Origin of the sequence: Enterococcus sp. DIV0170 (assembly GCF_051710765.1) — a bacterium.
Classification (GTDB): Bacteria; Bacillota; Bacilli; order Lactobacillales; family Enterococcaceae; genus Enterococcus_A; species Enterococcus_A raffinosus.
Genome location: NZ_JBIOLG010000001.1, coordinates 2,621,316 through 2,646,236, shown reverse-complemented (window position 1 = coordinate 2,646,236; position 24,921 = coordinate 2,621,316). Strand labels below are relative to the sequence as shown.

At 41.1% G+C, this 24,921-nt stretch carries 21 protein-coding genes; 14 read left to right on the top strand and 7 right to left on the bottom strand.

The annotated features are described in order from the left end of the window. Positions 1-266 precede the first annotated feature (266 nt). The 4 genes from IGI50_RS12760 to IGI50_RS12745 all read left to right on the top strand — a co-directional run bounded on the left by IGI50_RS12760 (position 267) and on the right by IGI50_RS12745 (position 7,838). Complete coding sequence (locus IGI50_RS12760) at positions 267-5,921, top strand: SpaH/EbpB family LPXTG-anchored major pilin (RefSeq protein ID WP_438777182.1); 5,655 nt, start codon at positions 267-269, stop codon at positions 5,919-5,921. Positions 5,922-5,985: 64 nt separating this feature from the next. Next, entirely contained in the window at positions 5,986-6,807 is an 822-nt protein-coding gene (locus IGI50_RS12755; RefSeq protein WP_438777181.1) for a class C sortase, read from the top strand. 64 nt (positions 6,808-6,871) lie between these two features. Beyond that, a complete protein-coding gene (locus IGI50_RS12750) occupies positions 6,872-7,471 on the top strand; it encodes an alpha/beta hydrolase (RefSeq protein ID WP_438777180.1) in 600 nt (199 codons plus the stop codon). Between the two features lie 46 nt (positions 7,472-7,517). Further along, positions 7,518-7,838, top strand: coding sequence for a hypothetical protein (locus tag IGI50_RS12745; RefSeq protein WP_240145422.1), 321 nt, complete (start codon positions 7,518-7,520; stop codon positions 7,836-7,838). Positions 7,839-8,005: 167 nt separating this feature from the next. Here IGI50_RS12745 and IGI50_RS12740 read toward each other — a convergent pair whose 3' ends face one another. The 3 genes from IGI50_RS12740 to IGI50_RS12730 form a co-directional block, all read right to left on the bottom strand. After that, a complete protein-coding gene (locus IGI50_RS12740) occupies positions 8,006-8,647 on the bottom strand; it encodes a DUF2922 family protein (protein ID WP_438777179.1) in 642 nt (213 codons plus the stop codon). Between the two features lie 48 nt (positions 8,648-8,695). Beyond that, the gene (locus tag IGI50_RS12735; protein WP_438777178.1) at positions 8,696-9,079 is read right to left on the bottom strand and encodes a hypothetical protein; all 384 of its coding nucleotides are present in this window, start codon (positions 9,077-9,079) and stop codon (positions 8,696-8,698) included. A gap of 378 nt (positions 9,080-9,457) precedes the next feature. Then, entirely contained in the window at positions 9,458-10,183 is a 726-nt protein-coding gene (locus IGI50_RS12730; protein WP_438777177.1) for a hypothetical protein, read from the bottom strand. Between the two features lie 542 nt (positions 10,184-10,725). Between IGI50_RS12730 and IGI50_RS12725 the strand changes: the two genes are divergently transcribed. The 8 genes from IGI50_RS12725 (at position 10,726) to IGI50_RS12690 (ending at position 18,738) form a co-directional block, all read left to right on the top strand. Continuing rightward, positions 10,726-11,841 (top strand): tyrosine-type recombinase/integrase, encoded by a 1,116-nt coding sequence (locus IGI50_RS12725; protein WP_438777176.1) that lies wholly within the window; start codon positions 10,726-10,728, stop codon positions 11,839-11,841. A 357-nt stretch (positions 11,842-12,198) separates the two neighbouring features. Beyond that, on the top strand, positions 12,199-12,978 hold the full coding sequence (locus IGI50_RS12720) for a WxL domain-containing protein (protein ID WP_438777175.1): 780 nt from the start codon (positions 12,199-12,201) through the stop codon (positions 12,976-12,978). 67 nt (positions 12,979-13,045) lie between these two features. Then, positions 13,046-14,116, top strand: coding sequence for a DUF916 and DUF3324 domain-containing protein (locus IGI50_RS12715; protein ID WP_438777174.1), 1,071 nt, complete (start codon positions 13,046-13,048; stop codon positions 14,114-14,116). Beyond that, entirely contained in the window at positions 14,103-14,564 is a 462-nt protein-coding gene (locus IGI50_RS12710; protein ID WP_438777173.1) for a hypothetical protein, read from the top strand. Before IGI50_RS12715 ends, IGI50_RS12710 begins: the two co-directional genes overlap by 14 nt. Continuing rightward, entirely contained in the window at positions 14,557-16,938 is a 2,382-nt protein-coding gene (locus IGI50_RS12705) for a WxL domain-containing protein (RefSeq protein ID WP_438777172.1), read from the top strand. The genes IGI50_RS12710 and IGI50_RS12705 overlap by 8 nt, the downstream gene beginning before the upstream one ends. Before the next feature lie 21 nt (positions 16,939-16,959). Further along, positions 16,960-17,175, top strand: coding sequence for a hypothetical protein (locus IGI50_RS12700; protein ID WP_438777171.1), 216 nt, complete (start codon positions 16,960-16,962; stop codon positions 17,173-17,175). A gap of 70 nt (positions 17,176-17,245) precedes the next feature. Beyond that, on the top strand, positions 17,246-18,001 hold the full coding sequence (locus IGI50_RS12695) for a winged helix-turn-helix domain-containing protein (protein ID WP_438777170.1): 756 nt from the start codon (positions 17,246-17,248) through the stop codon (positions 17,999-18,001). 23 nt (positions 18,002-18,024) lie between these two features. Further along, positions 18,025-18,738, top strand: coding sequence for a winged helix-turn-helix domain-containing protein (locus IGI50_RS12690; protein WP_438777169.1), 714 nt, complete (start codon positions 18,025-18,027; stop codon positions 18,736-18,738). 196 nt (positions 18,739-18,934) lie between these two features. Here IGI50_RS12690 and IGI50_RS12685 read toward each other — a convergent pair whose 3' ends face one another. The 3 genes from IGI50_RS12685 to IGI50_RS12675 form a co-directional block, all read right to left on the bottom strand. Continuing rightward, the gene (locus IGI50_RS12685) at positions 18,935-19,600 is read right to left on the bottom strand and encodes a DUF998 domain-containing protein (RefSeq protein WP_438777168.1); all 666 of its coding nucleotides are present in this window, start codon (positions 19,598-19,600) and stop codon (positions 18,935-18,937) included. A gap of 461 nt (positions 19,601-20,061) precedes the next feature. Then, positions 20,062-20,532: a GyrI-like domain-containing protein gene (locus tag IGI50_RS12680; protein ID WP_438777167.1), complete on the bottom strand. Its 471-nt coding sequence runs from the start codon at positions 20,530-20,532 to the stop codon at positions 20,062-20,064. A gap of 225 nt (positions 20,533-20,757) precedes the next feature. Further along, complete coding sequence (locus IGI50_RS12675; protein WP_438777166.1) at positions 20,758-21,372, bottom strand: TetR/AcrR family transcriptional regulator; 615 nt, start codon at positions 21,370-21,372, stop codon at positions 20,758-20,760. Between the two features lie 377 nt (positions 21,373-21,749). Here IGI50_RS12675 and IGI50_RS12670 point away from each other — a divergent pair, with 377 nt between their 5' ends. Next, the gene (locus IGI50_RS12670; protein WP_438777165.1) at positions 21,750-22,655 is read left to right on the top strand and encodes a magnesium transporter CorA family protein; all 906 of its coding nucleotides are present in this window, start codon (positions 21,750-21,752) and stop codon (positions 22,653-22,655) included. 78 nt (positions 22,656-22,733) lie between these two features. On the opposite strand, the gene IGI50_RS12665 is transcribed toward IGI50_RS12670, so the two are convergent. Further along, positions 22,734-24,227: a helix-turn-helix domain-containing protein gene (locus tag IGI50_RS12665; RefSeq protein ID WP_438777164.1), complete on the bottom strand. Its 1,494-nt coding sequence runs from the start codon at positions 24,225-24,227 to the stop codon at positions 22,734-22,736. Between the two features lie 347 nt (positions 24,228-24,574). On the opposite strand from IGI50_RS12665, the gene IGI50_RS12660 reads away from it, so the two are divergent. Then, positions 24,575-24,919, top strand: a complete 345-nt coding sequence (locus IGI50_RS12660) for an LPXTG cell wall anchor domain-containing protein (RefSeq protein WP_438777163.1) — start codon at positions 24,575-24,577, stop codon at positions 24,917-24,919. Positions 24,920-24,921 lie beyond the last annotated feature (2 nt).

Here is a 24,921-nt window from a genome sequence, read left to right as displayed (position 1 = left end):
CTGGAGAGGAATGCTCCAGTCTTTTTTTGTTATAATGACAAATTTTTAACTTTTTAAAATAACTTTTATAAAACAAATATATTCATAATTATTCTTTAGTTAGTGAAGTTCAATAAAAGTTTGAAATTTTAATTAAATAATAGTAATATTAAGTTATAATAATTTGATTTAATATATTATAAATCACTTATTAGTTTTTTTGTCCATTTGTGTTGGATTAGAAAAAACAATAGAAATGATTATGAGAAGGAGGAACGAATAAAACAATGAATAAAATAAGTACAAGTTCAATTATTTGTCTATTCGTAGTTTTTTTTGTCCTTTTTTCGATCTGTTTCCCTACATTTTCTATTGGCCAAGAGCAAGGGGGAAGAGTGACTGATTCCTCTGTCAGGGAAACGAATGATTCCAATGGATTGTTGCGAGTGAGTGATTCGCTGTTGAAGGGACAGACAAACGATGGACGAGTGTTTAACACTGAAGCAGAATCTACAGAGCCTTCCGAAAATACGGTTGCTTCAAGGGATGAACAGGCAGCGGAAGCTTCTGCAGTCGAGACAGCTACTCAAGAAACACGTGCCGATAGCAAAGACATTCTTCATGCTGTGGTCGTAACGGACTGGGAGTTGTTTCGCGACAAAAATGGAGTACGGGAGTCATTAACAAAGGAGCCTAAAACAAATGCTGAGCCCAACCAAGCGTACAATTTTTCCTTCGGGTGGATGATCGCCTCTGATAAATTAGGAAGAAACCTCCTGCCAGGCGATTATTTTCAGTTAGATATTCCGCAAAATGACGATCGATCGACCGGCCATTGGTATGCGATGACTGGTGAGTGGAACACGGTTACGACGGAAGATGGCTCTGAATCAGTCTATCGTTATCGAATCGAAAACTCTGCTGATGGAAAAACTCAGGTTATTCGGATCGAATTTTTGGATGGAGTAGATAAGCTTCATATAAATACGCTTGATTCAGAATTGAACTTTTCCGGATTCATGAACTATGTCACGAAAGAAGGGGTACAGGACGTCCATTTTGGTCAGGATGGTAGCGGGACGGGGATTTCAAAAAGTATTACCTTCAATCAAATCGCTTTGAAGGCTTCAAATGGGTTTTCCTACAAATTTGGAGCTGCCGGATCGAACAATTCATTGAAATGGGGGATTCAATTTAACGGAGCCGCTAATCTTGAATTGAGCGGTGATGAAGTTGATTACGATGTAAATGGGGGAGCAGAGAGCGAATATCAAGGCTTTTATAGAGAGAAGCCTGGTAGAGATGTTTGGCATCCTTGGGGAACAAATTATACGGACGTTTTCGCGCCTATTGGAAAAGAAGCTGGGGGCGATTTAGGTGGCTATGTTGAAGATGAGCTGCCTGTGGGAGCAGAGATGACAAGTATGACAATCGCGGCGTATATCCCAATCCCTATTGGTCTGACACAAGAGAATTATGCGAGGCAAGAAGGGGTGTATTCATCTACGACTGCAGCCTATCAATCCTTTGTTTTAGCTGATTATGGAAATGGGCCTACCTATCGGGATGCTTCTGATAATAGTGAGGTTCAGCAGCCGAAGACAGGTACTGGGTTTTCCCTGTTGACACAGGAATCAACTGAAACCAAATCACAGTTTAAAACCCGCATTCAATCTGCGCCATATCAATATGGTGTCTATAAAGAAAACGCTGGTGTATCGACTGTAATGATCCATTATGGTTCATTGAAAAAAGCGAACAATGAACAGGAGAAGCTCAGTGATTTAACGAATGAGGCCTATACGGGTCGAACGATCACAAATCCGAAATCAGGACAGATGGTTCAAATCACTCAGGTTGCGGCGAAGGCAGCAGATTATTCGATCAAGCGGGGATACTACGCTGAAGAAGATCGCGAGTTGTTGGAAAATTATTATTCCATCACTTATGGAGATTCTAATGTCATTGGCGGGAGGGCTACATCGTACAATATTTCTTTTACGGTTCGCTATCCGCCAGCTACTCCATCAGGTCCTGTCCAAAATGAGTCAGCGATTTATACACACAGTGCGTTGACGTTGAATCGTACAGTGCCAGAGGAAATGCCGAAGAGAGACAAAGGAACAGCCAATTTGCAAAATCCCTATGGCAGCATCACATTGAACGCAAATCAAGTACTATTGCAAAAGTTCGATGTGGAACGTGATGAGGAGGACGCCTATATTCCGATCAACGGTGCTGAATTCAAACTGCAGGTTAAAGATGGAGCTACTTGGACAGATGTTAAAAAGGATGGCGAGCTGCTGCTCTTTGAAACAGAAGGCATAAAGTATTTTGAGATAGAAAATGGGATTACGGTAGAAAAGACAGCTAACGGACTGGTGAAGGCAGACTTTGCCGCATTGGGCTTGAGTAATGGTACCTACCGTTTCGTAGAGAACAGAGCTGCGGCGGGATACGACGCACAAGAATCGCCGAACTGGGTGGAAAGTGAGCAAGCGGTCATTTCTGACTCTTTTGCGATTCCTTCTACGACATCGCGAGGGCCGACCGTGACTGTTTGGAACAAGAAGCTTCCCCAAGCGACGTATGCTGTGGAGCACTATATCCAAAATAGTGAAGGGAATACTGCAAAAGAAAACTTTAAATTGTACACAACAATAAATAAGTCAGGATACCTTGGAGAAGAGGTTGTTGGCGAACCCTTGATGGAGCTGTTGGGCTCATATCAATATGATAGAGACTTGTCCGACATCATCGGCAAGACAACCGGAACTGTTACGGAAGATGGCAGCCTAACTTTGCAGCTATATTACACAATCGCTGCTGAAGTTCCCTTCACTCTCTACAAACAGGGAATGGATGGGAAAATGATGCCCTCTGTTGATTTAAATGGGAGTCCATTGGTTGACGAACAGGGAAGGGAAATGAAGGTTGCCTTTGATATTTATGAGTGGGATGAGAATTGGGACACAAGTAATCCCTATGAACCTGGTAATGGGCCGGTAGCTAAGCCTAATGTTTGGACGAAAATCAATGATGAACCCATTGCGACAGATGCCTTAGGAAGAATCCGAGTACCTGAAATTACAGATCTTACAAAGCATTATGCAATCGTAGAGGTAGAAACCTATCCAGATTATGTTCTAGCTTATAACAACCCTCCTGTGGACCTTAGTACTTATCGAGAGGTTTATTGGGTCGTTAGAATGAGCACCAATCTTATTTTCTCTGCCCCCTCTTGGGCACATGGAACGGAAGTGGATAAGCCAGAGTTTGAAACGCCCAGCGAAAGCAATGACAATCGGTATATTCTAAAAAACAGAAAACCAGAGATATCTCTTTTTAAAGTCAATGAACAAAATGAGGCGATGCCATCGGCCAATCAGCAGAAGGTACAATTCGATATTTATCGTTGGACTGGTGGTGGATACTTTCATGAGAACTATGCCTATAACAAGTCTCCTTGGGAAAAACTCACGACAGGAACGACCGACAACCAAGGGTTCTTCGGGAAGATCGGACAGACAGGCTTAAATGGTGATGAGAATAAAAATTACGACTGGTACATTATTCATGAGACGGAAACTTATAGTGGGTATCAGCTGCCAGAGGGATACTGGCTTGTCAAAACTGCTTGGAACCCGACCACTCAACAATTCGAAATTTTTGAAGTGAAATATAAGGTGGGTTTAGGCGACACGGCTGTTGATGGAGAAGACCCTGGACACGCCATTAGTGACGATCGAAAGTCACTCTATTTAACCAATAAAACAAAACCGATTAGCTTCTATAAAGAAGATGGCAACCAAACTCCACTAGGCGGTGTTCATTTCTCTCTTTATAAAACGAAAGAAGGTGAGGAAGGGACGACTGGTAGTGAAGATCCAGAAGCTTCAGATACAAAATGGGATATGGCGAATCCGATTGAAAAAATCAGCAGTACCAATGCTTCAGATAAAGGGAAGGTTACATTTGAGGGTCTCGCTCGTGGAGATTACTTATTAATGGAAACACAAACCTTGGCAGGGTATCAGCTGCCTCTTGGTTATTGGATAGTAACGGTTGATTTTTATGGGGAAATTGAAACCGTCAAAGGGCGTGGCGATCCATTGCCGCCAGCCTTTCGAATTGAAGACGGTACGTATTATTTACCAAATTATCAGAAGAACTCTTTGCCAAGAGCTGGCGGGTCTATGAGAGTGCTCCTGTTAATTATTGGCATAGTTACACTTGGTTTTGCCATATTAATTGGTCAGAACAAGCAACAAAAAAATAAGGGGGAAAAGAAGATGAAGAAACTATTTAGCAAACTAATCACGATCTTATTTGTACTAGCGACAACTCTAGGTGGTGCTGCCTCAGTACTGGCGGCACCAGGCACAAGACCGACAAATGGAGATTTAACGATCCATAAGTATTGGGCGGAAACGTCAAGCGCTGTTGGTGCAGAAGGAGATGGTGAAGCAGAGAGTATTGATACGGCGATTAATCCACCAATTGCAGGCATTCAATTTGATGTATATGGGATAACACCTAATGATCTTTCAACGCCAGATACACCTCCATCTGACAAGGATGGCTGGACATACTCAAGAAACGGTCTTGAATTAACTGTGAAAAAAGATAGCACCGAATACAAATACACATTAGTGCTAATAGAATCTGATGCTGGTCCTAATGAAAAGACTGATACAACTGGGGAATTGAAATACACAAATTTACCTGCTGGCTATTACTATGTGGAAGAAAACTTAGCTGAATCAACTGGTTACAAGGTGCAAGGAGATGGAAACGGAGGGAAGACCATTACCTCTGCTGCTAAACCTTTCATTGTGGCGGTTCCAATGACAAATTCTGCAGGAAACGGCTGGAATACTGATGTCCATGTATACCCGAAAAACCAAGGGCTGAATCCTGATAAAGAACCAGATGTCCCTTCAATCAATGTAGGGGACAAGGTGAACTGGACAATTACCGCAAATGTCCCTTCTGATATTGGGGTTTACCAGAAATTTGATGTAATCGATGAGTTAGATAAGCGTCTGAACTTTGTTGACGGAAGTGTTAAAGTTGTTGGGCTAGATGCAAGCGGCAATGAACTTATTCCATTAATTAATCCAAATGATTTTGAGGTGACTCATTCATCGGCTACAGCAGATGCAAAAGAAAAAATCGTTGTTTCGTTGACTGCTGCAGGGATCGCTAAGCTTGCCGCAACAGATGGTATTGAGAAGGTCGCTATTTCTTTTGATACGACTGTGAACGGAAATATCAACAGTGACGAAGAAAATGAAATCAAAAATGATGCAACCATCGAATTTGATAACGGCTCAACCACAGATTCAGATAAAACACCGATTAGCGAAGTGCATACGGGGGAGATTTTTATCGACAAGAAGGATTCGGATGGAACAACGGAATTGAAGGGTGCAGAATTTCAAGTAGCTCTTACTGATACCGATGCAATAGCCGGTGATTTTCTGAAAGTGAAGCTTGATTCAAAGAAGGAATATATTGTTGATATTCTCAAGAAAGGTGATGCTGGATACAATTCTGATGATGCTTTCTATTGGGTCGTACGTCCATATGAAGCGGATGATGATAATCTTGGTTTGGACGATAAAATTTTCTACGCAACCTCGTTTGAAGGTATACAGACACATGAGGTTTCTAATGGGACAACTACATGGAAAAGCTATTGGATAGCAGAAACCAAGGCACCGGCAGACTACAATCTATTGGACGCACCCGTTAAAGTAACATTTGACGGGACTAATGAAAATAAATACCATGTGTTGACAGAAACTATTGTTAACAAAAAGGGCTTCACCTTACCAAATACTGGGGGTATAGGAACGATCTTACTAGTAGTCTTTGGGATCATTCTGATTGGTCTGGCGATTATTTTGACCATGAATAAAAAGAAGAAGACTGTTTAAATAAAGCTTGATGAAAAAGCCGAGTGATGCTCGGTTTTTTCTATACATAGAAAGAGGGCAAAGGATGAAACGAATCGTATTGATTGTCTTATTGTTAATAACTGGAATCGGCATCATTGCTTACCCTTTCATAGGAAACTACCTGAATCAAAAAAATGCCACGCAGGTAATGGAGAAGTATCGAAAAGAAGCGGATCAGCTGTCGCCGGAAGAAATCGCGAAGCGGATGCAACAGGCACAAATTTATAATGAGAATTTATTGGGTCAACCTGCCCATGACCCTTTCATTCCAGGATCAGGGATCGTCATGCCGGATAATTATTATCAGGTTCTAAATGTAGGCGGAACGATGGGGCAACTGAAGATTCCCAGCATTGATGTGAACTTGCCCATCTATCATGGCACGAAGGAGACGGTTTTGCGAAAAGCAGTTGGACATTTGGAAGGTTCTGCGCTGCCGATTGGGGGAGAAGGGACTCACACGGTGCTAACCTCACATACCGGATTGACGCAAGCCAAGTTGTTCACCGATTTGACAGAATTAGAAAAAGGTGATCATTTTTATATTCGTGTATTGGATCGAACCTTGGCCTATGAGGTGGATAAGATTTCTGTGATTGAGCCGGAGCAGACAGAATTGTTAAAGGCGGTCAAAGGAAAAGTCTACGCGACATTGTTGACCTGTACCCCGTATGGTGTGAACTCTCATCGATTATTGGTTCGTGGGAAACGCGTTCCTTATCAGCCAAACAAAAAAGTAAAGAAGAAAAAAATGAGTGAAGAAAATTATTTATTATTGAAGGTCATCCTGATTACCAGCGGCGTTATGCTGCTGTTGATCCTGCTGAATTATTGGCGTATCAAAAGAAAGAGACGCGACTCCTAAACAAAAAAATTGTCCTATGCACGTATTCATGTTAACTTACAATTAGTAAGTGAGGTGCATGGAGATGGAATACCTATATCAAGCAGGAAAACCGAATGGGAAAAAATTTATTTTGCTTCATGGAACAGGCGGGGATGAAACGTCTTTGCTGGAGTTGGCAAAATTCTTAGATGAGGATAGTACAGTCTTGTCCTTACGAGGAAAGATTAAAGAAGACGGGATGAATCGTTTCTTCAAACGCAACGGCTTGAATCAATTTGATTTTGAGAGTTTAGAAAAAGAAACGGATCATCTATTGGATGAGATCAAAGCAATCAGTCAGGAAAAAGGAATCCCACTGGAAGAATGGACCTTAGTCGGATATTCAAATGGTGCGAACATTGCGGCGCATATGCTGCTGGAGCGAGAAACAAGCCTGTCCAGAGGAATCTTTTTCCATCCAATGTCCTTGGAGCTGCATACCCAATCATTTCGTTTAGAAAATAAAAAAATTTGGGTTTCTTATGGCGGCGCAAAAGATCCCATCGTCAGTGAGGCCTCCTTTGCGGAACTAGTCGCGGCCTTTCGCGATCGAGGTGCGGCAGTCACGGTAGTCGATACGCCTTATGGTCATCAGGTCTCGATGGACGAGGTTCAGAACGCGCGGGAATGGCTGAAAGAATAGTGACACCATTTTTGGATATGGTAAAATGAGTCGAAGGGGTGGCGCGATGACAGACTCATTTGAATACAAAGGCTTGACCTTAACACCAACTGACTTGGCATTCAATGATGACGAATTACAAAAATTATTGACCTTTGAGGGGGCGATCACTCATGAACGCCTGAAGGGTTTTAATTTTCATTATTATTTGATGCCGGAATATGACTTGAACGGTCTTTTGGCAAAACTGGGCGATGCCGAACGCAAAGCAAAACGAATCTACTACATCACAGGGCAACTAGTTTCCAGTGATTTGAAGGATATGACCGTAGACGGGTATTATATGCCGACAAACTGGGGCTTTATGCATGTAGAGAGTCATAAATAGGAGTCGAAAGAGAAATCTTTCGGCTCTTATTTTTTTGCCCTTTTTCAGAAGGCCATTACATATCTATCGTCTGAAGTCGTCATCTCAGCTTCCGGAATGAGGAGAGGACGATCCTAGCGAATGACTTCCGCTCAAATGATGTGAAAAGGATAGAATTTTTGACGGATTTATTCCTTTTTGACTTCCTTTATGTGAGACGCTTCTTTGTTCTTCGTTTTCCTTCTCCAAAATCGAGCGAGGACTTGTTTGAGCCTGTGCCCATTTTCTAGGGAATGCGGTTCTGAATTTGGTAACGCATTTATTGGATCGGAGGAATGACCGATTCTTCTTCCTCCGGGAGTTTCCTTTTCGGTAGGTTTGATTGCTTCATGTTCCTGTAGTTGTTGATTAGGGACTACAGAAAGGGGTGAAGCTGCTGCTGGGATCAATAGTGTTTTATCAGTAATCTCTTTCCGGTTCTCTGATCCTTCAAAGGTCATCAATAGCGGATTCTTCGCTTCTAATAAACGCCCTGCGACTTTTTCGATTCCTTGGTTTTTCATTGCAGTTACTTCTAGGGATGATTCCTTTTCTCTCGGTAAATCCTTGGTCTTATCAAAAATGATCGTTTCTGTCGTGGTCACGATCTTTGCTGTTACAAGAGAATCAAATAGCTTTACGCCATCTTTCTCGAAAATATCTAGGGAAGTTAATAATTCACACGCTTCTTTGATCACTGGAATCGGCAGATCCGCATTCAGCTCTTTGTAGGTCCAGTCGTGTCTTGATCCACGAGCGTTCGTAAATGTTGCAACTAAATCAGTTCTCATTTTTTTAACCCTTTCTCGAATTTTTCTGTATAGATAGGTAAGCGACGATCATGATTCGGTCGTTTCGGCAGGGCGGACTTTAGCGATTAAGGAGCGAACGATGGACAAGGCTTTCGTACCAAAGTTGCGGACAGGGAAGGTTTTCATTTTCAAGGCCTTCCATTCAGGTGTCATGAAGTAGTCCTGAAAGTAATAGAAGAACCGCTTCATGGTGCGAGTAGCCTTGGTGTTCATGAAAATCTCGCGGACAAGATCCTTCAGAATGAGAGCAAACTCTTCCGCACCCAGTTGGTGCCTGACACGCAAGGTTAAAATATATTTGATCGTTAAGCTGCTGTTTTGGGTGGTGTAATAGTATTCTTTGATTCGTTTTTCAAGTGTTTTTGGTGTTAATTTGAATAGCTGCTGGTGGGAAAGCGCTTGTTCATTCATGGGATGTTTCTCCTCCTTCGTAATTCGAGGAAGGCGGATATCTCGCCGTTCCTCGTTTGATAGAAAAATGATCATTTTTACAGAGTCGACATATTTGGTGTTTGGAATCGATTTTTTATCTTCGGCCGGTGACTAAAAGATACTGGATATAATAAAAAAAGGCGACTCGCAATTTCGAACACGCCCCCCTCAATTTCGAATGTTTAGTGCTGAAAAACGTTGAAAGACCGTTTCAAATCATCGAAGTTGAGAGGGAAGCATCGAAATTGCCTTTTGACTTGAACCGTTGGAAGAATATACAATGGAAAGTTTGGCTTCTTCGCTGACTTACAGACACAAAAAAACTGGATGAAGGGCTTCATCCAGTCTTGAGAACGTCTAATACCAGTTTTCCCAGTAAAGATCTTTGGGATTGTCAGCTAATTCATTGTAGTAATGCAGGAAACGAGCCCGTTGATAGCGCCGTTGAATCTCAAAGGTTCTTGTGACAAAGGTTCTAAGGAGCGGTCTTTTTTTCAAGCTCTGCGCAAAAGCCGTATTCGGCAGACTCAAATAATCCAGCGGTCGATTCCCCAGTATTGAAAAGTGAAAGATATCCTGACGAATGGCCGCAAGAATCCCACAGGCAATTTCCATCCTTAATAAAGCATAATAGCGCTGAACAGGAATTACCAGCTTCACGCCGTTGAGCAGCTGTGCATAATGTTGCCCGTCCAACTTGTAGATATTCTCGACCTTTACCGGATTGATCCATACACTATTCGTCACACCCTCCAGAGGACATAAGGCAAAATAAGGACACGCCCAAGGCAGCTTATATTTTCCAAAATAACCGATATCCTTGAGAACGGAAGAAAGTGTTCGATAATCAGGAAAATTATGGGTCAAGGCAAACTCACGCAGAGTGCTCAAGGCATTCTGACGATTGATAAAGATCTCATTCTCCGCAAGGATCAACACCCCCGAGTGATCCGGCATGGGAAGAATACAAGAAATCTCTTGCACCTTTGCCGGATCAAAGACCTCAGCGACAGACTGATAATCCAGCCAAATCCTTTCGTGACTCTTGTAATCTAAAATCTCATCATGGTGATTCTTACTCATAAAAATTCCCCCTTCTAATAATGCGCTTTACTGTTGGTTCTAAAAACAATATACGGCAAAAGGAAGAAACAAATTTTCTTTAATTACGTGTTGAAAATAAACAAAAAAGAAAAAACGTCTTTTTCGTCCAAAATTCAAACAAAAGAAAAGATAAAAAAATATGTTTATTTTTAAGAAAAATGACCATTTTTAAAACAACGAAAAAAAGTATCTTCTCAAGGGCTACAAGGAGATATATGAGAAAAACTATGTAATTTTTAATTGATAATTCTGTTATTTTCGTTTAAATTATTACATAGTTTGATTAAAACTAGGAATAAAATTCTTTCAATAACACAAACATCTTATAAAAAAGTGAATTGATTTGACTTAATTATAGAATACCTCGTAAGAATAATCAATATATAGTTTTAAATTATTAAAAAAAGATATTTGTAACATTCTATTAATATTCAATCACATAAAAAAGAAATAGAAAGAACGCGAAAACGGAAATAGTAACGAACTATTCTCCGTCAATTAAGCCGTCAGGAGGAAGAATTATGCGCAGAGGAGAAAACATTTACAAAAGGAAAGATGGGCGTTGGGAAGGACGCTATAAAAAAGGATATCGATCCAACGGAAAAATAAAGTATGGGTATGTATATGGCAGAGCCTTCCAAGAAGTGAGAATCAAACTGTACTCACTAAAAGCCCACTATCTTACTCAGCAAGAGCTTTATGGAGAGGCATGTATTCCTTTGAAAGAATGGGGAGAAGTATGGCTTCAAGAAATTCAAAGCGAGGTCAAACCCTCGACGTTCAGTTCCTACCATTACAAATTGAACAAATATGTCTTCCCTTTTATTGGTCAACTATTTCTAAATGAGTTGACCACAGAGGTCGGGAAAAAGTTAATTGTGTATTGGCAAGAAAAAGAGCTGCAACCATCAACCATGCAAGTGATTCTGAGAATTGTAAATAAATGTCTGAACTACGCCAAAGATCAGAAGAAAATGAAAGAGAATCCTTTTTTAACATTGAAGCTGCCTAGGAATCGAACACAGAAGATCCGTGCATTAACAAAAAACGAGCAGTATGAGTTAGAAAAAGTTGCGCTCAAAGAAAAAAGAGGCGCAGGATTGCCAACATATCTAGCCTTGCACACCGGTCTTAGAATCGGAGAAATCTCTGCCTTACAGTGGCAGGACATTGATTTTGAACGCAATTTGATTCAGGTCAAACATACTTGTCAAAGGATCGCACTAAGTTTGAGGGAACAAAAGACGCAACTGGTGATTGGTTCAACGAAAACCGATTATGGTACTCGCACTATTCCGATAAGTCAGTCTTTGCGAAGAGCGCTTTTGAAACACCGAGGTCAGTCAAAAGGAAGTTTTGTTTTTTCTACAAAAAATCATCCGATGGAACCTCGACTATTGACGTATCATTTCCATCAACTTCGAAAAAAGTGTGGATTGGGAGACATCCATTTCCATCAATTGCGCCATACTTTTGCGACCCGCTGCTTAGAAGCGCAAAGTGATATTTTATCAGTCAGTGCCTTATTGGGACATGCTTCAACTAAGTTGACTCTAGACACATATGCCGATTCTATGATGGAACAGCGGATCGAAGTGATCTATCAAATGGAGCGAGCCAATAGAAAAATCAGTTAAATATCTCGTGTTTTTTTTTGATTTTTCTTTTTTTGGACAGGTCTTTTTGCCCGCTTTAAGTAAGCGCTTACTATAATCACGGATAAAACACAAGTCCAAATTCTTTAGAAAAAATGTCTATAAAGAATTTTCGAAAATTCACAATCTTTTTGATCGCCGTCAGTTTCCGTCAAATAGGGCGTATAAACACTGTTATGTCAACGTTTATACGCTGATTCCTAGTTTTAATCAAACCTAGAAAGAAATTTTCGAATAATCATCAAAAATAGGTGGATTGCACACTCATTCTAATATCAAACGTACGGTCTGTACATTTTTGATATACAAAAATTAAATTATTTTAAGGAGCGAAAAGAGATGAATAAGAAAAAATTAGTCACAGGATTGTTAAGCACCGCATTTCTTGGTGGTGTGTTGGTTACTACAGCATTACCGGCAGAGGCGGCAACATATGGTGAAAGTTCTACGGGGTCAGTGACATTTAAAAAAGGAACGATCGTTACGCCACCAGTTACACCACCAGTCAATCCGCCAGTAGTACCGCCGAATTCAGATTTTGCATTAATTTATGTACCAAAGGAATTCAACTTTGCGGAGACTGCAGTTCCAACATCTGTTGTAACAACGCCTACTACTGTTGTTGCTCTTGATACTAACTGGGAAGGAAGCCCCGCCACAAATACTGGTGGTACAGGTGGAACAAATACGGCGACTAAACATTTCTTAGTCGGCGATGTTCGTGGTACTCGTGCTTCTGGTTGGAAATTAGAGGCTAAATTAACAGATGACCTAAAGGTTAGTGCGACTAAGAAGCTCGATGGTGCAACAATCACCATGTCACAAAGTATTAATGAAATGAATCCAGTTGGGTGGGTTGCCACTCCAACAACAGCAAGTGCAACGGTTCATACACCAGATACAGTAACTTCAGCGGTTACATTGAGTACTACAAGCACAACAGTTATGAGCGCTTCTGGTGAAACTGGACCTGGGAACGCAGATGGTCGTGGTGAAGGCTATTGGCAAGGAGAATTCACAAATATCAATCTAAACATTCCAGCGGTTCCAATGAATAATGTTTTGGCTAATGAACAGTATGAAGGAACGATTGACTGGACGTTAACAGATTCTATCTAAATAGTTAAAAAAGGCAGGCTGAAGTTGCATGGCAGCTTCAACCTGTTCTTGTCTAAAGGAGCCAACCATGAAACGATTATTCCCGATTTTTAGTTTAGTAGTATTGATTCTTTTTCCATTAACTGGTTATGCGGAAGATACAAAGGAATCAAAAGGGATCACAGAAAATGAAAAACGTGCCGGTTTTACGGTACAGGCGGTTTTACCTGAGAATCAGGTCAATGATCGGGTGAGTTTCTACCATCTATTAATGAAACCTGAACAGAAACAGACCATTGAAGTGAAGATCATGAATACCTCTGCAGAAAAGCAAAGCTATCAAGTCGAAGTGATCAATGCGGCAACGAACAAAAATGGCTTGATTACCTACGATGAACGGGATAAAAAGCCGGATAAGAGTATGAAGCTGCCGATTGCGGAGGTTGCGAAGCCGAAAACGAAAGAAGTTTCTGTTGAGAGTTACTCAGAGGGGAAAGCAGAAATTGAGATTCAAATACCTAGTGAGGAATTTCAAGGGATCTTACTAGGAGGCATTCGAATCTCTTTGAAATCAGAAGAGAAGGAAGACGATTCTAAAGGCATGTCTGTGAAGAATACCTATGGCTATGTGATTGGTTTAGTGTTAACTGAACAGGATTTTGCGCCTGTGTATGGGGAAACGGATTTGAAGCTGACAAAGCTGCAACCTGAAATCGATTATGGCAGTAAGGTCTTGGAAGCAAGTATTCAGAATCCTTACCCAGAAGCGATGGAGAAATTAACCGCCGAAGGAAAGATCGTTCGTAAAGGGCAAAAAAAGTCACTAGCGGATAATAAATTGGAAAACGTTAAGATTGCCCCAAATTCTGTTTTTCCTTTCCAAGTGGATTGGGGAATGCAGGAGGTTTCGGCTGGTGACTACACCTTTATTGGGAAAGTCAAAGGGAAGACCAAAACATGGGACTTCAAACAGGATTTCACGATCACACGTGAAATGGCGAAGAAGATGAATGAACAAACGGCATTCCGTATCTTCATTCCAAGTTGGTGGACGACGAGCTTCTACGTTATGGGAACGATCACCGCAGCGTTGTCTGCTTGGCTCGTGATTCGCCTGATCAAACGAAAGAAAGGAAGGGAGTTGCATGAAAAAGAATAGAATATGGTTTGTATTTGTCGGATTATTTTGCCTAGTAACGAGTGGCGCAACGGTCTATGCAACAAGCTATAAGACCCAAAATGAGGTGGGTGTTAGGTTTGTTGATTCAAACAGCACGTCAGCAACATCTACCAGTATCTCTACGAGTTCGACAACAAGTTCTACCACCAGTTCCAGCTCTTCTAGTTCTTCTTCAAGTTCTAATAGTGTCGTACAAAGTGACTCTTCATTACCAGAAACGAAATCTAGTGAAAAGCAAAATGGACTCTTTTTTTTGCGGAATAATGATGGTGGAAGCACAGGTGGAACAACTCGTTATTATACAGACGATAAACTTTTGCCTAGCACAGGCGATTTGGTACATTTAGCGTTGCCATTTGCGGGTGTATTCTTAGTGATGTTGTTTTTCTTCTATCTTAAGAAAGAGGGAGGAAAAGCGAATGAATAAGAAAATAAAGTACCTTGTTAGTATGTTCATATTTATGGGAACAATTTTTGGAGTGGTGGTAAATCCGACAATCAGTAACGCTTTTACTGTGAGCTATCCAGCTGCAACAACGTATGTAGAATTTAAAGATCAAAAGGGAAATGATTTTCCAATACCTTTAATTGTAGAAGGAAAATATGTGACAGTAATGGGTGCAACAGTTCAAACAGTTAATCCATTATTAATTACAAAAATTGGAGGACAAAATACTTTTTCTATTGATATACCAGCTTTTAATGGAACGGTAGGGTCAGGTCAGAGGTATCAAGAGTACACTTCAAAAATGAAAATAAACACACCTTTACCTTTTGTAAAATCTTTTAAAGGGATACCAACCAACGGTTCGTTACCAACTATGAATACAATAAGTCATTACAGAGAAGTAGATGGAGTGCCTTGGAATGGGATTATGTACGTTATAGAGTGCAGTAAGCAAAGTGATGACACATTTGACCTTCCAATTCTTGGAAGTAACATTGGTGGGTACCAAAGCAACCTTTTCTATAGGATAATGGATAAAGATATGACATGGACAATGCAAGAAGCATTTGATGCATATGGAGTGGATGGAGACGTTGTTCGTTTTTACGCCACTTTCTACCAGATTAAGGAAATTTTTGAAAACCATATACCAACTGAATCCATTCCAGCCCCACCGGGGTATGTGAACGGTAACTTGACAGACATAGATTCTGATCCATTTCATTATCAAATGACCAATGATTCTGCTTTGCCGCAAAGTTATGAGGATTCAGGTTTCATTTATACGTATAAAGGCTGGTACAAAGGAGCAGGTAATAAAGCTAATATAGACACGACTTATCCACCATCTATCAATTTTACGGCAACTATGAATGAATCGGCGGATGAAGTGCATATTGTTTATCAGAAGTATAATGGTCGGAAGGTAACAGAGGAATACATCGATCCTTCAAGTAACATGATAGACACGTCTTGGAATAGTTCAAAGTCAGTTATTCAAGGAAGCGTGTTCACGCAAACGCCAGCCGCAACTAAAACTGATTCCAGCGGAACTGAGTGGGAATATCAAGGGTGGAAATTTAATACGGAGCCTATGAGTGCAATTAAAACAGGAGCTGTTGCTACAACGATTAACGTTAACAGAACGATTCAATATGTATATAAAAAGAAAGAACATACGATTACTGAAAAATGGGTGGATTATTCTGATGGCTCGACTTTGATACCAATGGCTGGGAATCCCAAGACAACTGCTGTAGATGATAATGATCCATTTAATGGTTTGGGAATTGCTACGATAACTGATTCTAGTGGAGATATTTGGGACTATATTGGTTGGGAGAATGTAACAGATGCAGTAGGTACGGTTGTTCCAGCAGGTACGCCGTTAGTAATTAGCAATATCAAAGGTAGTAAAGAGATTCGCTACCACTACCAAGCGCGAAACACGACGGCAACGTTAGATTTGAATCCGACACCGCAGGTAACGACAAGTGGTGGGAATGTCGCTTGGAGTTCTCGCTTAACGAATACTGGAACGTCAACCTTGAATAATTTGAAACTGAAAGCAACGAGTAACTGGGCTGCAGGGCTATCCGCTCCAACACAAGTAACCGTTACGCCAGCGGGTGGTTCGTCGCAAAACTTTACTGTTTCACCGACGGACTGGACGAGCGGCTTCAATCTGACAGGAATTAATATTCCAAGTGGTGGACCAAATAACTATGCGGATATCACCTTCACAGATACAGCAACAGGTTCAGTCAATCAAGTCTTACCTGCTGAGATTGAAATTGATGGAAACATGGCCAGTCCGTTAACGGCTGAGAATTTCGTTCGTATTGATGATCCAGATGAACCGAATTTGAAGCCATCAGGCAATGCTGGATTGATCAATATTCCTGATTTCCGTTTCGGGGATGTAGAAGTGAAGCCTTACGCACAAACGAAAGGTTTAGATGCGGCGTCTTATCAGTCGGGCTACAATCCGTATATCCGTTTCATGGATCAGGAGAGCTTGAGTGGTTGGAGTTTGACTGCCAAGCTTGGACAATTTACAAGTGGTGCGAAGACCTTGCCAACAACGACAGCGATTCAACTAAATAATGGCGACCTGAAAGAAGTACAAAACTACAACAAGGACAACGAGTCCTTATCAAGTATTGGCTCTGCAGGAAATAAATCAATTCCGTCTGACAGTACGACAGTCGCGTTAACAAATGGTGCTGCTCAGGGAGTCTATCAATTGGATTACGCCTTTGGTGACGTTGAGCTGGATTTATTAGCCCATTCAGGTATCGCAGGCCTATCCTATACGGCGGATATGGATTGGACGCTAACGACAGCGCCATAGGAAAGTGAGAGAGGGTTATCTATGTACAATTATGTCTGGCTGTCTGCGGGAATGGCGGTGCTGACACTCGGTCTGGCGATCTTTTTCTTGGTCAAAGACCTGAGTTTTTGTGAGCAGACGCAGAAAAAGAAGGCCACGTATCTGATCGCGAATTGGGGCATGTTTCTTTTGGCGATCGTTTGGATCGGTTTGAGTATCAGCTTGTATATCCTGATTCAAAATCAGTTAACTGGGTAAAAAATGAAACACTGCCGCTCGATATTTCGAGCGGTTTGTACATATCAAAGGATAAACAGCGAGGTGGAAAATGAATCGAATCTTGATCTTAACGAAGAATATTTCGGTGGAAAGCTATTTGCAGGAACAATTACAAAAATTGAATTACGAAGTGCTGGTCTCTGTCTCCATTTGGGAAATCTGGGAAAGCTCTGGCAGAGTGGACAGCTTTATCAAGTCCTTCCAGTGGATCTTTTTGAGCGAGACCATTTCAGACAATGAGGCGAAAGTATTTGGCGAACAGTTCAGCACGGATTGTTTAGTACGAATTGTGGGGGAGGAGCCGGAGAAGGCGGCGTTTTCTGAATGGAACAACTGGCATATTTCGGATTGGGTCTTGGCGACGACATCGTTGGAACGCCTGCGAGAAAAGCTGGTTCATAAAACCCTGCTGTATCAAGTGGAATTCACAAACAGCCAACCGATTCAGCCCTTTTACAGGAATCAGCCGATAACAGAATACAAGAAAAAAGCCTTTCCGTTATATTTTTCAGATATTCATTTTACGAAGCTGGAGAAGGACATCATTCAGCGCTTGATGGCGGCGAAGAACCTGTCGTTAGCCCGTGATGAACTGTGTCGCGGCTGGCGCTCGAAGAACCAGAATTCCAAGCTGAGTCAGCTGTCCTCTTCCATTACTAAAATCCGAAAAAAAGTAATGGCGACGTATGGAATCGAAGACGCGGTACTGACGCTTTGGGGAGAAGGCTACCAGCTGAACGCCTATTTTTACCATTGCCTGTTAAAAGGCGAATACCAAAGTCATCCCCAGCAGATCACTACCTAAAAGCGAAAGAGCAGAAAGAAGGAATGGCCGTGAGTCAGATTTTATTATTAACCAAAAATGTATTGAATGAACAATCCTTTGAACAACGATTGCGTCAGCTGGGGCATGAGGTCTTTACCTCCGCTACCATGATCGAGGCCTGTCTCTTAGGCACCTCCACAAGCGCAATGATCAATGCCTTCCAGCATGTCGTTCTCAGTGAGACCATCGCGAATAGTGAAGTCAAAGAGCTCATAAAAAGACTAGGCACGCAGCCGTTGTCCATCCTACGTAAATCGGATGAAAAACTAGACGAGGCGCAATTGAACGAGTGGAAAGAACATGGCGTGACCGATTGGATCGAAAGCCAGCCGGAGCTTGAAGTCCTGCGAGAAAAACTCAGCAGCGAACAGCTGATCAGTAATCAGAAGATTATCCAATTGCCCACTACACCAGAAAAACGTACTGTCGCTAACCTATCCTTAAGTACAGCAGAACGAAGGCTGTTCAAAATTTTGTATGGGCAAAAGAATCAAACGGTGTCACGGGAAGAAATCTGCCTGCGTATGTGGAACAAGCAGAAAAGTAATTCCAGCATGTCGCAGCTCTCCGTGTTGGTGAAGCATCTCAAGAATAAGCTGGCCGCCCATCACATCGAAGGCCCGATCATCGAGACTTGTTGGGGGCAGGGATATCGGCTGCATGATACGGTTTATGAGCAGGTGTGTGGGGATGAGGAAGAGACAAAGATCATGTGAAAAGACTTTTGAGAGGGTCCGATCAATCATTATAATAAAACAGAATAGTAAGTGAGAATGGAGCGAATCAAGAACAGCCTTGATGGCGCTTCATTTTTTTCGAAGTAATTCGGAGAATTCTCACTTCTATTCCTTATAAAAATTAAGCCGTTATTGTTTTAAGTCGATTGTCTATCTAGTGCCGGCTTCAAAACTCCTACTTTTTTGTCGCTGTAAAATGCGTATCCATAGCATCAAATTTTCCAAAAAATAAATACAATCCTAGTACAGCTGTAAAAATTGCCGTGGAAAATAGGCTAACTCGTTGAACCATACCAAAGTATTCAGAAGGAACAATAATTACGCCAACAGCTCCTACCAGCATACACAGTAATGTTACAAATGCCCAAGCAGCCAGCGATAAAAAACTCTTCTTTCCAAATCCCCCGATAATAATCATTGCTAGAGATGTAAGAGATAGCAGTACGACCAAGAGGGTAACGACACCGTGCATTATATCCTGAAAACTTTCGGCAAAGCCGCTTTCCGACAGAGGAAACATAGTGTAGCCAATATTCACGACCCAAGTCATTGCTGTAAAAAGATAAATTCCCCAGCGCGTCGGTTTGCGAAGCCTATTTTGAATGTTGATGCAAACCATCATCAGACAAACGATTCCACAAGGGCCAAACAGGCTATTGAGTTGAGTGAAAAGTGTCCGCGATGGCGCGTTAGCCGCGCTCAAATCACTGACTGCTTGGCTTTTCCAGTCGTAGCCAGGATATGCTAGAGGTGCAAAAATTATGGCAACGGTAAAAGAGAGAAGGCTTACCAAGCCTAACAATCCCAACCAATTTACTAGTGTCTTTTTTCTGATGCTCACTACTTTATTCCTCTTTTCTATTAAAAATATGAACCGTTTAAATGGCTAACCTACTTGTACGTATAAAAGACTGAAAGTTTGATCAATGCAAAGGTATATTTGTAAGGAGAAACATACTGTATTCACATCCCACACCTACTAACAAAGAGAACAGCGGCGTGGAATGTGAACAACTTTAGAGAAAGCTGTTGATTGTGCATCTAACGTTGCGTTACCATTTTTTGTTACGGAACCGATATCAAGCGATCCTCCTAGGTATTTCAAATACGCGAAGCCATTTTATTTCCAGGATAGCTCTGTTTTAGGTTTGAAAATTGCGCTTTATCCAAACGAAGTAGAAATCGCTTGTTGGACAGTAGCTAATGGGTCCTTTTCTTCGCTAGGACTCACGTTTTGAAAAGCTAGTGACTCCTAGAATTGCATCCATTATTGCTTTGTATGCGACTTTCATGTTTTGTAGTTTAAAGTTCTTTCACAGGCATAAAGATTTGAGTGAGGTATTCTGTTTCTGGCCGATTTGGGTCATTTAGATAATAATTGTAGATGGTGCCCTGTGGATGAATACCTTTTTCTTTTATCCAGTTAAATACCGCTTCCATCGTAGGGTCAGAATCATTATAAGGACCAAGGTCGATAGCGGATACAATTTTTCGGCTAGGTACGAAACGACAAATCATATCTCCCTTATCTTCAACCTGCTGTGTAATCTGCCAGCCCATTTCTACGTCGCAGGCTTTTAGATCTTGATTGTGGTAACAGACGATTGCACCACCCGTAGGGGAGATCCCCAGTTCATTTAGATATTGGGCAGTAAGTTTAAATGATTGTTCTGCGGTTTGTGGGAACTCTTTCAAAAAATCAATCGTTTTACGGATGGTTACTGTGTAGTGCTCTGGCTCTTGGTTCAATGTAACATTTGATATCCTAGACATATCAATCCCTCCATTTGTATTTTTTTTAACCAGACAAAACTTCTTCATTTGCGTGCATTTATGCAAAAACTATCTGCATCAGAAGAAAAAGTCATGTTCAAGTTCCTGTGGGTATCAAAAAACTCATTTTTCCAATAAAGGCCTATTTCAGTCTCCATAGAATATAGGGATGCAACTCTCTTTTACGTATTTGAAGAAAGAATCGATTGTTTTGACAATCCTCCGCTACTTCCTAGCCTGATGGTTCGGTGAATATTCTGAGCAGAAGCCACTAATATATTCTTTTATTCGTGTTTCACCAATGGTTTGTTGCCCATTCACTGCATAGTCTCTTTCTAAATCTAGAAGTTCATGAATGGTAAGACAAAACGATGTGACTGCCGTTTCGAGGTTTGGAAATGTTAGTAATTCTTGCTCCTGCATGGCGCTCAATAATTCTCTTGTTTTATCTAGCATGGTTTCAGTTTCTTCAATCATAATCTTTGCGGCCATAGGGTTTAGGACACGTTCTGTATAAATAAATTTATAAAAAGCAGAGATATTCTTGTCTTCGTTCATCTGCTTGTATCCCAGTACAATATGCTCAAGAACCTCAACGGCAGATTTACCTTCAAAAAAAGCGATATAATCTATAGGCGGTGACATCCGCTTTTGCATAGCAGTCTCACGAAGGTATTGGTAAAGCGCTTCAAATATTTCATCTTTTGACTTGTAGTGACTAAAAAGAGTCGCTTTGCGAACACCGACCTTGTCTGCTATTTTTTGCAATGTTACATTGCCCATTCCATTTTCAGAGGCCAATTCCAAGGCACACATCAATATTCGTTGTTTTGTTTTCATAATTATCTACCTGCTAAGCTACTTATTTTCCATTTTCCTACCAAATGGTAGTTTAATTATACTACCATTTGGTAGGGTAGTCAATGTGTATAGAAAAGCAAATAGAAATCAGAAGTATTTATAAGAGAAGCTGAAGCTCTTTATTCAGTCAGCCTTGTACCCTGCCACGCCTATTGTCCGTCCAATAGTGATATTTACAAGCATAGGGACGAAGTGGATGTACTTTGAAGTATTCTACAAGGTTCGCATTCAACACGAGCATATATCCATTTACCCTATTTCCCAAGAGAACCAAGCTTTCAAAGAGCCGAATGGTGCATTCTCTCTGTTCTGTGATAGAATGCTAACGGACAGACTGATAGCTAGGAGATAAGTCGATGTATACAAAAGAAGTTTTCAACAATAAAATGAACAGCTGGATTAATATTGACGCGGAAAATGAAGACGAGTTGAAGAATCTTTATCGGGATTATGGAATCGATAGTGAATTCGTGGATTATTCCTTGGACCGGAATGAACGGGCGCATCTGGATTATGACAAAGAAACCGATGTACTGCTACTGATTTTCAATGCACCCAATCGGCGCAAAATAGATAATCATTATGAGACAGTTCCTATGACCTTTATCGTGGTCAAGCAAACGTTGATCACGGTAACTAATCAGCAGAGTAAATACATATTCTTTGAGATAAAGAATTACTTAGAGAAAAATCCGAAGAGTACCTTGTTTGAGCTGCTATTCGGCAGTCTCTTCATTATTTCTGATCAGTATTTTCCCTTTGTTGAGGGGATGGATCGTGACCGTAAGCGGATTAGTAACCTGTTAAAGGAGAAGACCACAAAGCAGAATTTGCTGCTACTATCTGATTTAGAGACGGGGATCGTGTATTTCGTCACGGCTTCACGGCAAAATGTCCTCTTAGTCCAGCAAATCAAGAGTCATGGCATCTATCGGCGGTTGAGTGATCAGGAGAAGGAGAGCTTGGATGATGTGCTGATCGAGGCACAGCAATTAGTGGAAATGACACAGCTATCCTCTCAAATTTTGCAGCAATTATCTGGTACCTATAATAATGTGTTGAATAATAACTTGAATGACACGATGCGTGTGCTGACGGTCTTATCCGTCCTGTTGACGATTCCTACGATCGTTTCCGGCTTTTTCGGCATGAACATGCCGCTGCCGTTGGAGCATAACGCTTCAGGATGGATCATTACTATCTTAGTGAGTCTGGTGCTTTGGTTTGGCTTGTATTATTTGCTGCGGAAGTTAATGAAATAGTTAGCAGTATAGTTTTTTGAACCTACATCACAAAAAATATATTAGCTAAAGAGCTAGGAAACCTGATAAATAGGCTTCCTAGCTCTTTAGCTTCTCCTCAAAATTCAACTTCTCACGTTTTTTCATATAGCGTTTTCGGATCAACATCAGCAGGTGTTCCCAAGCGTCATCATTGTTCAAGGAATCGAAGTAAAAAATTAGCTTATCTTCGGTTGTCGACTTCTCCAAGGAGTCAGTCACGACAATATCCGCCTTTGAATAGTCCTCTGTAATATAAATATTCTCTGAGTTGAAGATAGCCCCAAGTCGGCTTTTTAAGGCATGGATGGCCATAAAATTTTTATTCATTTGCAGGTAGAGGGTGACCTGTGTTTGCTTTTCAGATGTAGACAAGGAATAGAGCAAGCTGCTGATATACGCGGCTTGTCGCGGATCGTCAATCCGTTCACTCATGGTCTGGCGAATGGCGGCAATATAATCATTTTCGGTGCCTAGGTGAAAGACTGACTTTGGTATATAGAGATCGAGAAAGTTTTCAAAGCGGTCTTCAACTAAGGCGTACAAGGTTTTTAAAAGAACCAAGTAATAACGATAAAGGTGAGCGCTTTCTTCTGGAATCGGAAACTTTGAAATTGTCATAAAGGCGTCATAGATTTCATTAGAAAAACGACAAAAGCCCGTATTGGACAGACTGTACAAGCGACCTAAATCGATCTTTACCTGATAAGGGATCGAATCCGGTGTAAAGATGTGCTGAATGAAGTTAAAAAAGAGCTGCTCTTGGCGGTAATGAACGGCTGGGATATCTTCATAGCTGCTGGCGTGAAGGACACAGGCGCCATCGTATTGCGTCACCATCAATTCAAGCACCTCCTCGATAGCAGGCGGGAGCTCAAAGTTTAAAAAGCGTTGGTGATCGTAGCGGGAGCGCAACAGCTGATACAGCAAATACAGGGAATGTCGCTTTGTTGGAGAAATAGTATGTGAGACCTTCAAAATTTCCTCTGGCACCATTTGTTTGATCTGTTCTTTCGTGACAGTCGTAAACGGCCATTCAAGACTTTGAAAGCTGTCCTGCAAAAGAATATAAGAAAACAGCCGTACATCTAATTCATTTCCCGTAAGCGAATAATGATCATTCGTACTGTCAATTTCAATGCGATAGCGCTTTAGAAATTGTTTCAATTGAACCGTCAGCTTAGTCAGGTAGGCGTCTGAGATAAACAACGTATCTAACAGCTCATCTTTACTGATGGTGGCATTGGTGATCAGAAGCACGCATAAATTGAAGATCATCTGACTTTTTAGCAGCGATAGCTTCAGGCTATAGGCGTTTTTAACGGCATCCTGTTGATAATCCGGGTGGATGGTGATGACCCCTTGACGACTGGAAAGTAGAAAGTTGTCTAACAGAAATTCATCCTGCATCAGCTCATTGATGTTCTTCAGGTCCTCTTTCACTGTTCTTTTCGGGATGTTCAGCTGTTGGGACAGTTCGGCTAACGATGTGCTTTCTTTTCGGATAATGTAAAAAAGGACGTTCAATTTTCGCAGGATCGAATGCTTGATCATAATAATGTCACCTCTGTTATTTTTACTGTTTGTGTATCGCTCTGTACATAATTTGTATTTGAAAAGGGTGGGTAGGCATTGATACTATATCACACGTGACAAACATTTATACAACAGTAAGTTTTAGAATATGTAAAAAAGTTGGGAAAAAAATTATCTTCTAACAGTCTATCGTTTTTTATTCCTAGGAAAAAAATAAGTGTTTTTTTAAGGAAGCATGATTTACTGAAAGATAACAATTTTTAACGAGTTATTCTTGTTTGTCATGAAACAAAGGATCTAGAAATTTTACGCGCGCATTGGAAAAAGTTAGATCTGAAATAGGATGTATCAAAGGGGGATTAGACATGAAATATCTGATGGTTCTCTTGTCGTTTGTACTCTTAGCGGCAACCTCAAACGTAAAGCCGGCAGAGGCGGAAGAAAGAGCAGCCTATGAGACGAACGGTCAAGTGAGCTTTTACGGCACCTATGAGGAACAATCGAATCAGAAAGAAGAACAAAATACAGGCAGAGGGACCAATCATAAAAATACTTCTGCTCAAGGAACACAAAGAAATTTAGCATCTGGTCAAGCCGTTCTGCCCAATACAGGCGCATCTGACGACTTTATCTACAGCTATCTAGGCTTGTTTTTATGGGGAAGTGTTAGTTGTTTTATTTTAATCAAAAAAAGAAAAGAGGCTATTTAATC

Bases quoted from the DNA above. Each gene is read 5' to 3' on its own strand.
- IGI50_RS12760 (WP_438777182.1), top strand. From the start codon at position 267: ATGAATAAAATAAGTACAAGTTCAATTATTTGTCTATTCGTAGTTTTT.
- IGI50_RS12755 (WP_438777181.1), top strand. From the start codon at position 5,986: ATGAAACGAATCGTATTGATTGTCTTATTGTTAATAACTGGAATCGGC.
- IGI50_RS12750 (WP_438777180.1), top strand. From the start codon at position 6,872: ATGGAATACCTATATCAAGCAGGAAAACCGAATGGGAAAAAATTTATT.
- IGI50_RS12745 (WP_240145422.1), top strand. From the start codon at position 7,518: ATGACAGACTCATTTGAATACAAAGGCTTGACCTTAACACCAACTGAC.
- IGI50_RS12740 (WP_438777179.1), bottom strand. From the start codon at position 8,647: ATGAGAACTGATTTAGTTGCAACATTTACGAACGCTCGTGGATCAAGA.
- IGI50_RS12735 (WP_438777178.1), bottom strand. From the start codon at position 9,079: ATGAATGAACAAGCGCTTTCCCACCAGCAGCTATTCAAATTAACACCA.
- IGI50_RS12730 (WP_438777177.1), bottom strand. From the start codon at position 10,183: ATGAGTAAGAATCACCATGATGAGATTTTAGATTACAAGAGTCACGAA.
- IGI50_RS12725 (WP_438777176.1), top strand. From the start codon at position 10,726: ATGCGCAGAGGAGAAAACATTTACAAAAGGAAAGATGGGCGTTGGGAA.
- IGI50_RS12720 (WP_438777175.1), top strand. From the start codon at position 12,199: ATGAATAAGAAAAAATTAGTCACAGGATTGTTAAGCACCGCATTTCTT.
- IGI50_RS12715 (WP_438777174.1), top strand. From the start codon at position 13,046: ATGAAACGATTATTCCCGATTTTTAGTTTAGTAGTATTGATTCTTTTT.
- IGI50_RS12710 (WP_438777173.1), top strand. From the start codon at position 14,103: ATGAAAAAGAATAGAATATGGTTTGTATTTGTCGGATTATTTTGCCTA.
- IGI50_RS12705 (WP_438777172.1), top strand. From the start codon at position 14,557: ATGAATAAGAAAATAAAGTACCTTGTTAGTATGTTCATATTTATGGGA.
- IGI50_RS12700 (WP_438777171.1), top strand. From the start codon at position 16,960: ATGTACAATTATGTCTGGCTGTCTGCGGGAATGGCGGTGCTGACACTC.
- IGI50_RS12695 (WP_438777170.1), top strand. From the start codon at position 17,246: ATGAATCGAATCTTGATCTTAACGAAGAATATTTCGGTGGAAAGCTAT.
- IGI50_RS12690 (WP_438777169.1), top strand. From the start codon at position 18,025: ATGGCCGTGAGTCAGATTTTATTATTAACCAAAAATGTATTGAATGAA.
- IGI50_RS12680 (WP_438777167.1), bottom strand. From the start codon at position 20,532: ATGTCTAGGATATCAAATGTTACATTGAACCAAGAGCCAGAGCACTAC.
- IGI50_RS12675 (WP_438777166.1), bottom strand. From the start codon at position 21,372: ATGAAAACAAAACAACGAATATTGATGTGTGCCTTGGAATTGGCCTCT.
- IGI50_RS12670 (WP_438777165.1), top strand. From the start codon at position 21,750: ATGTATACAAAAGAAGTTTTCAACAATAAAATGAACAGCTGGATTAAT.
- IGI50_RS12665 (WP_438777164.1), bottom strand. From the start codon at position 24,227: ATGATCAAGCATTCGATCCTGCGAAAATTGAACGTCCTTTTTTACATT.
- IGI50_RS12660 (WP_438777163.1), top strand. From the start codon at position 24,575: ATGAAATATCTGATGGTTCTCTTGTCGTTTGTACTCTTAGCGGCAACC.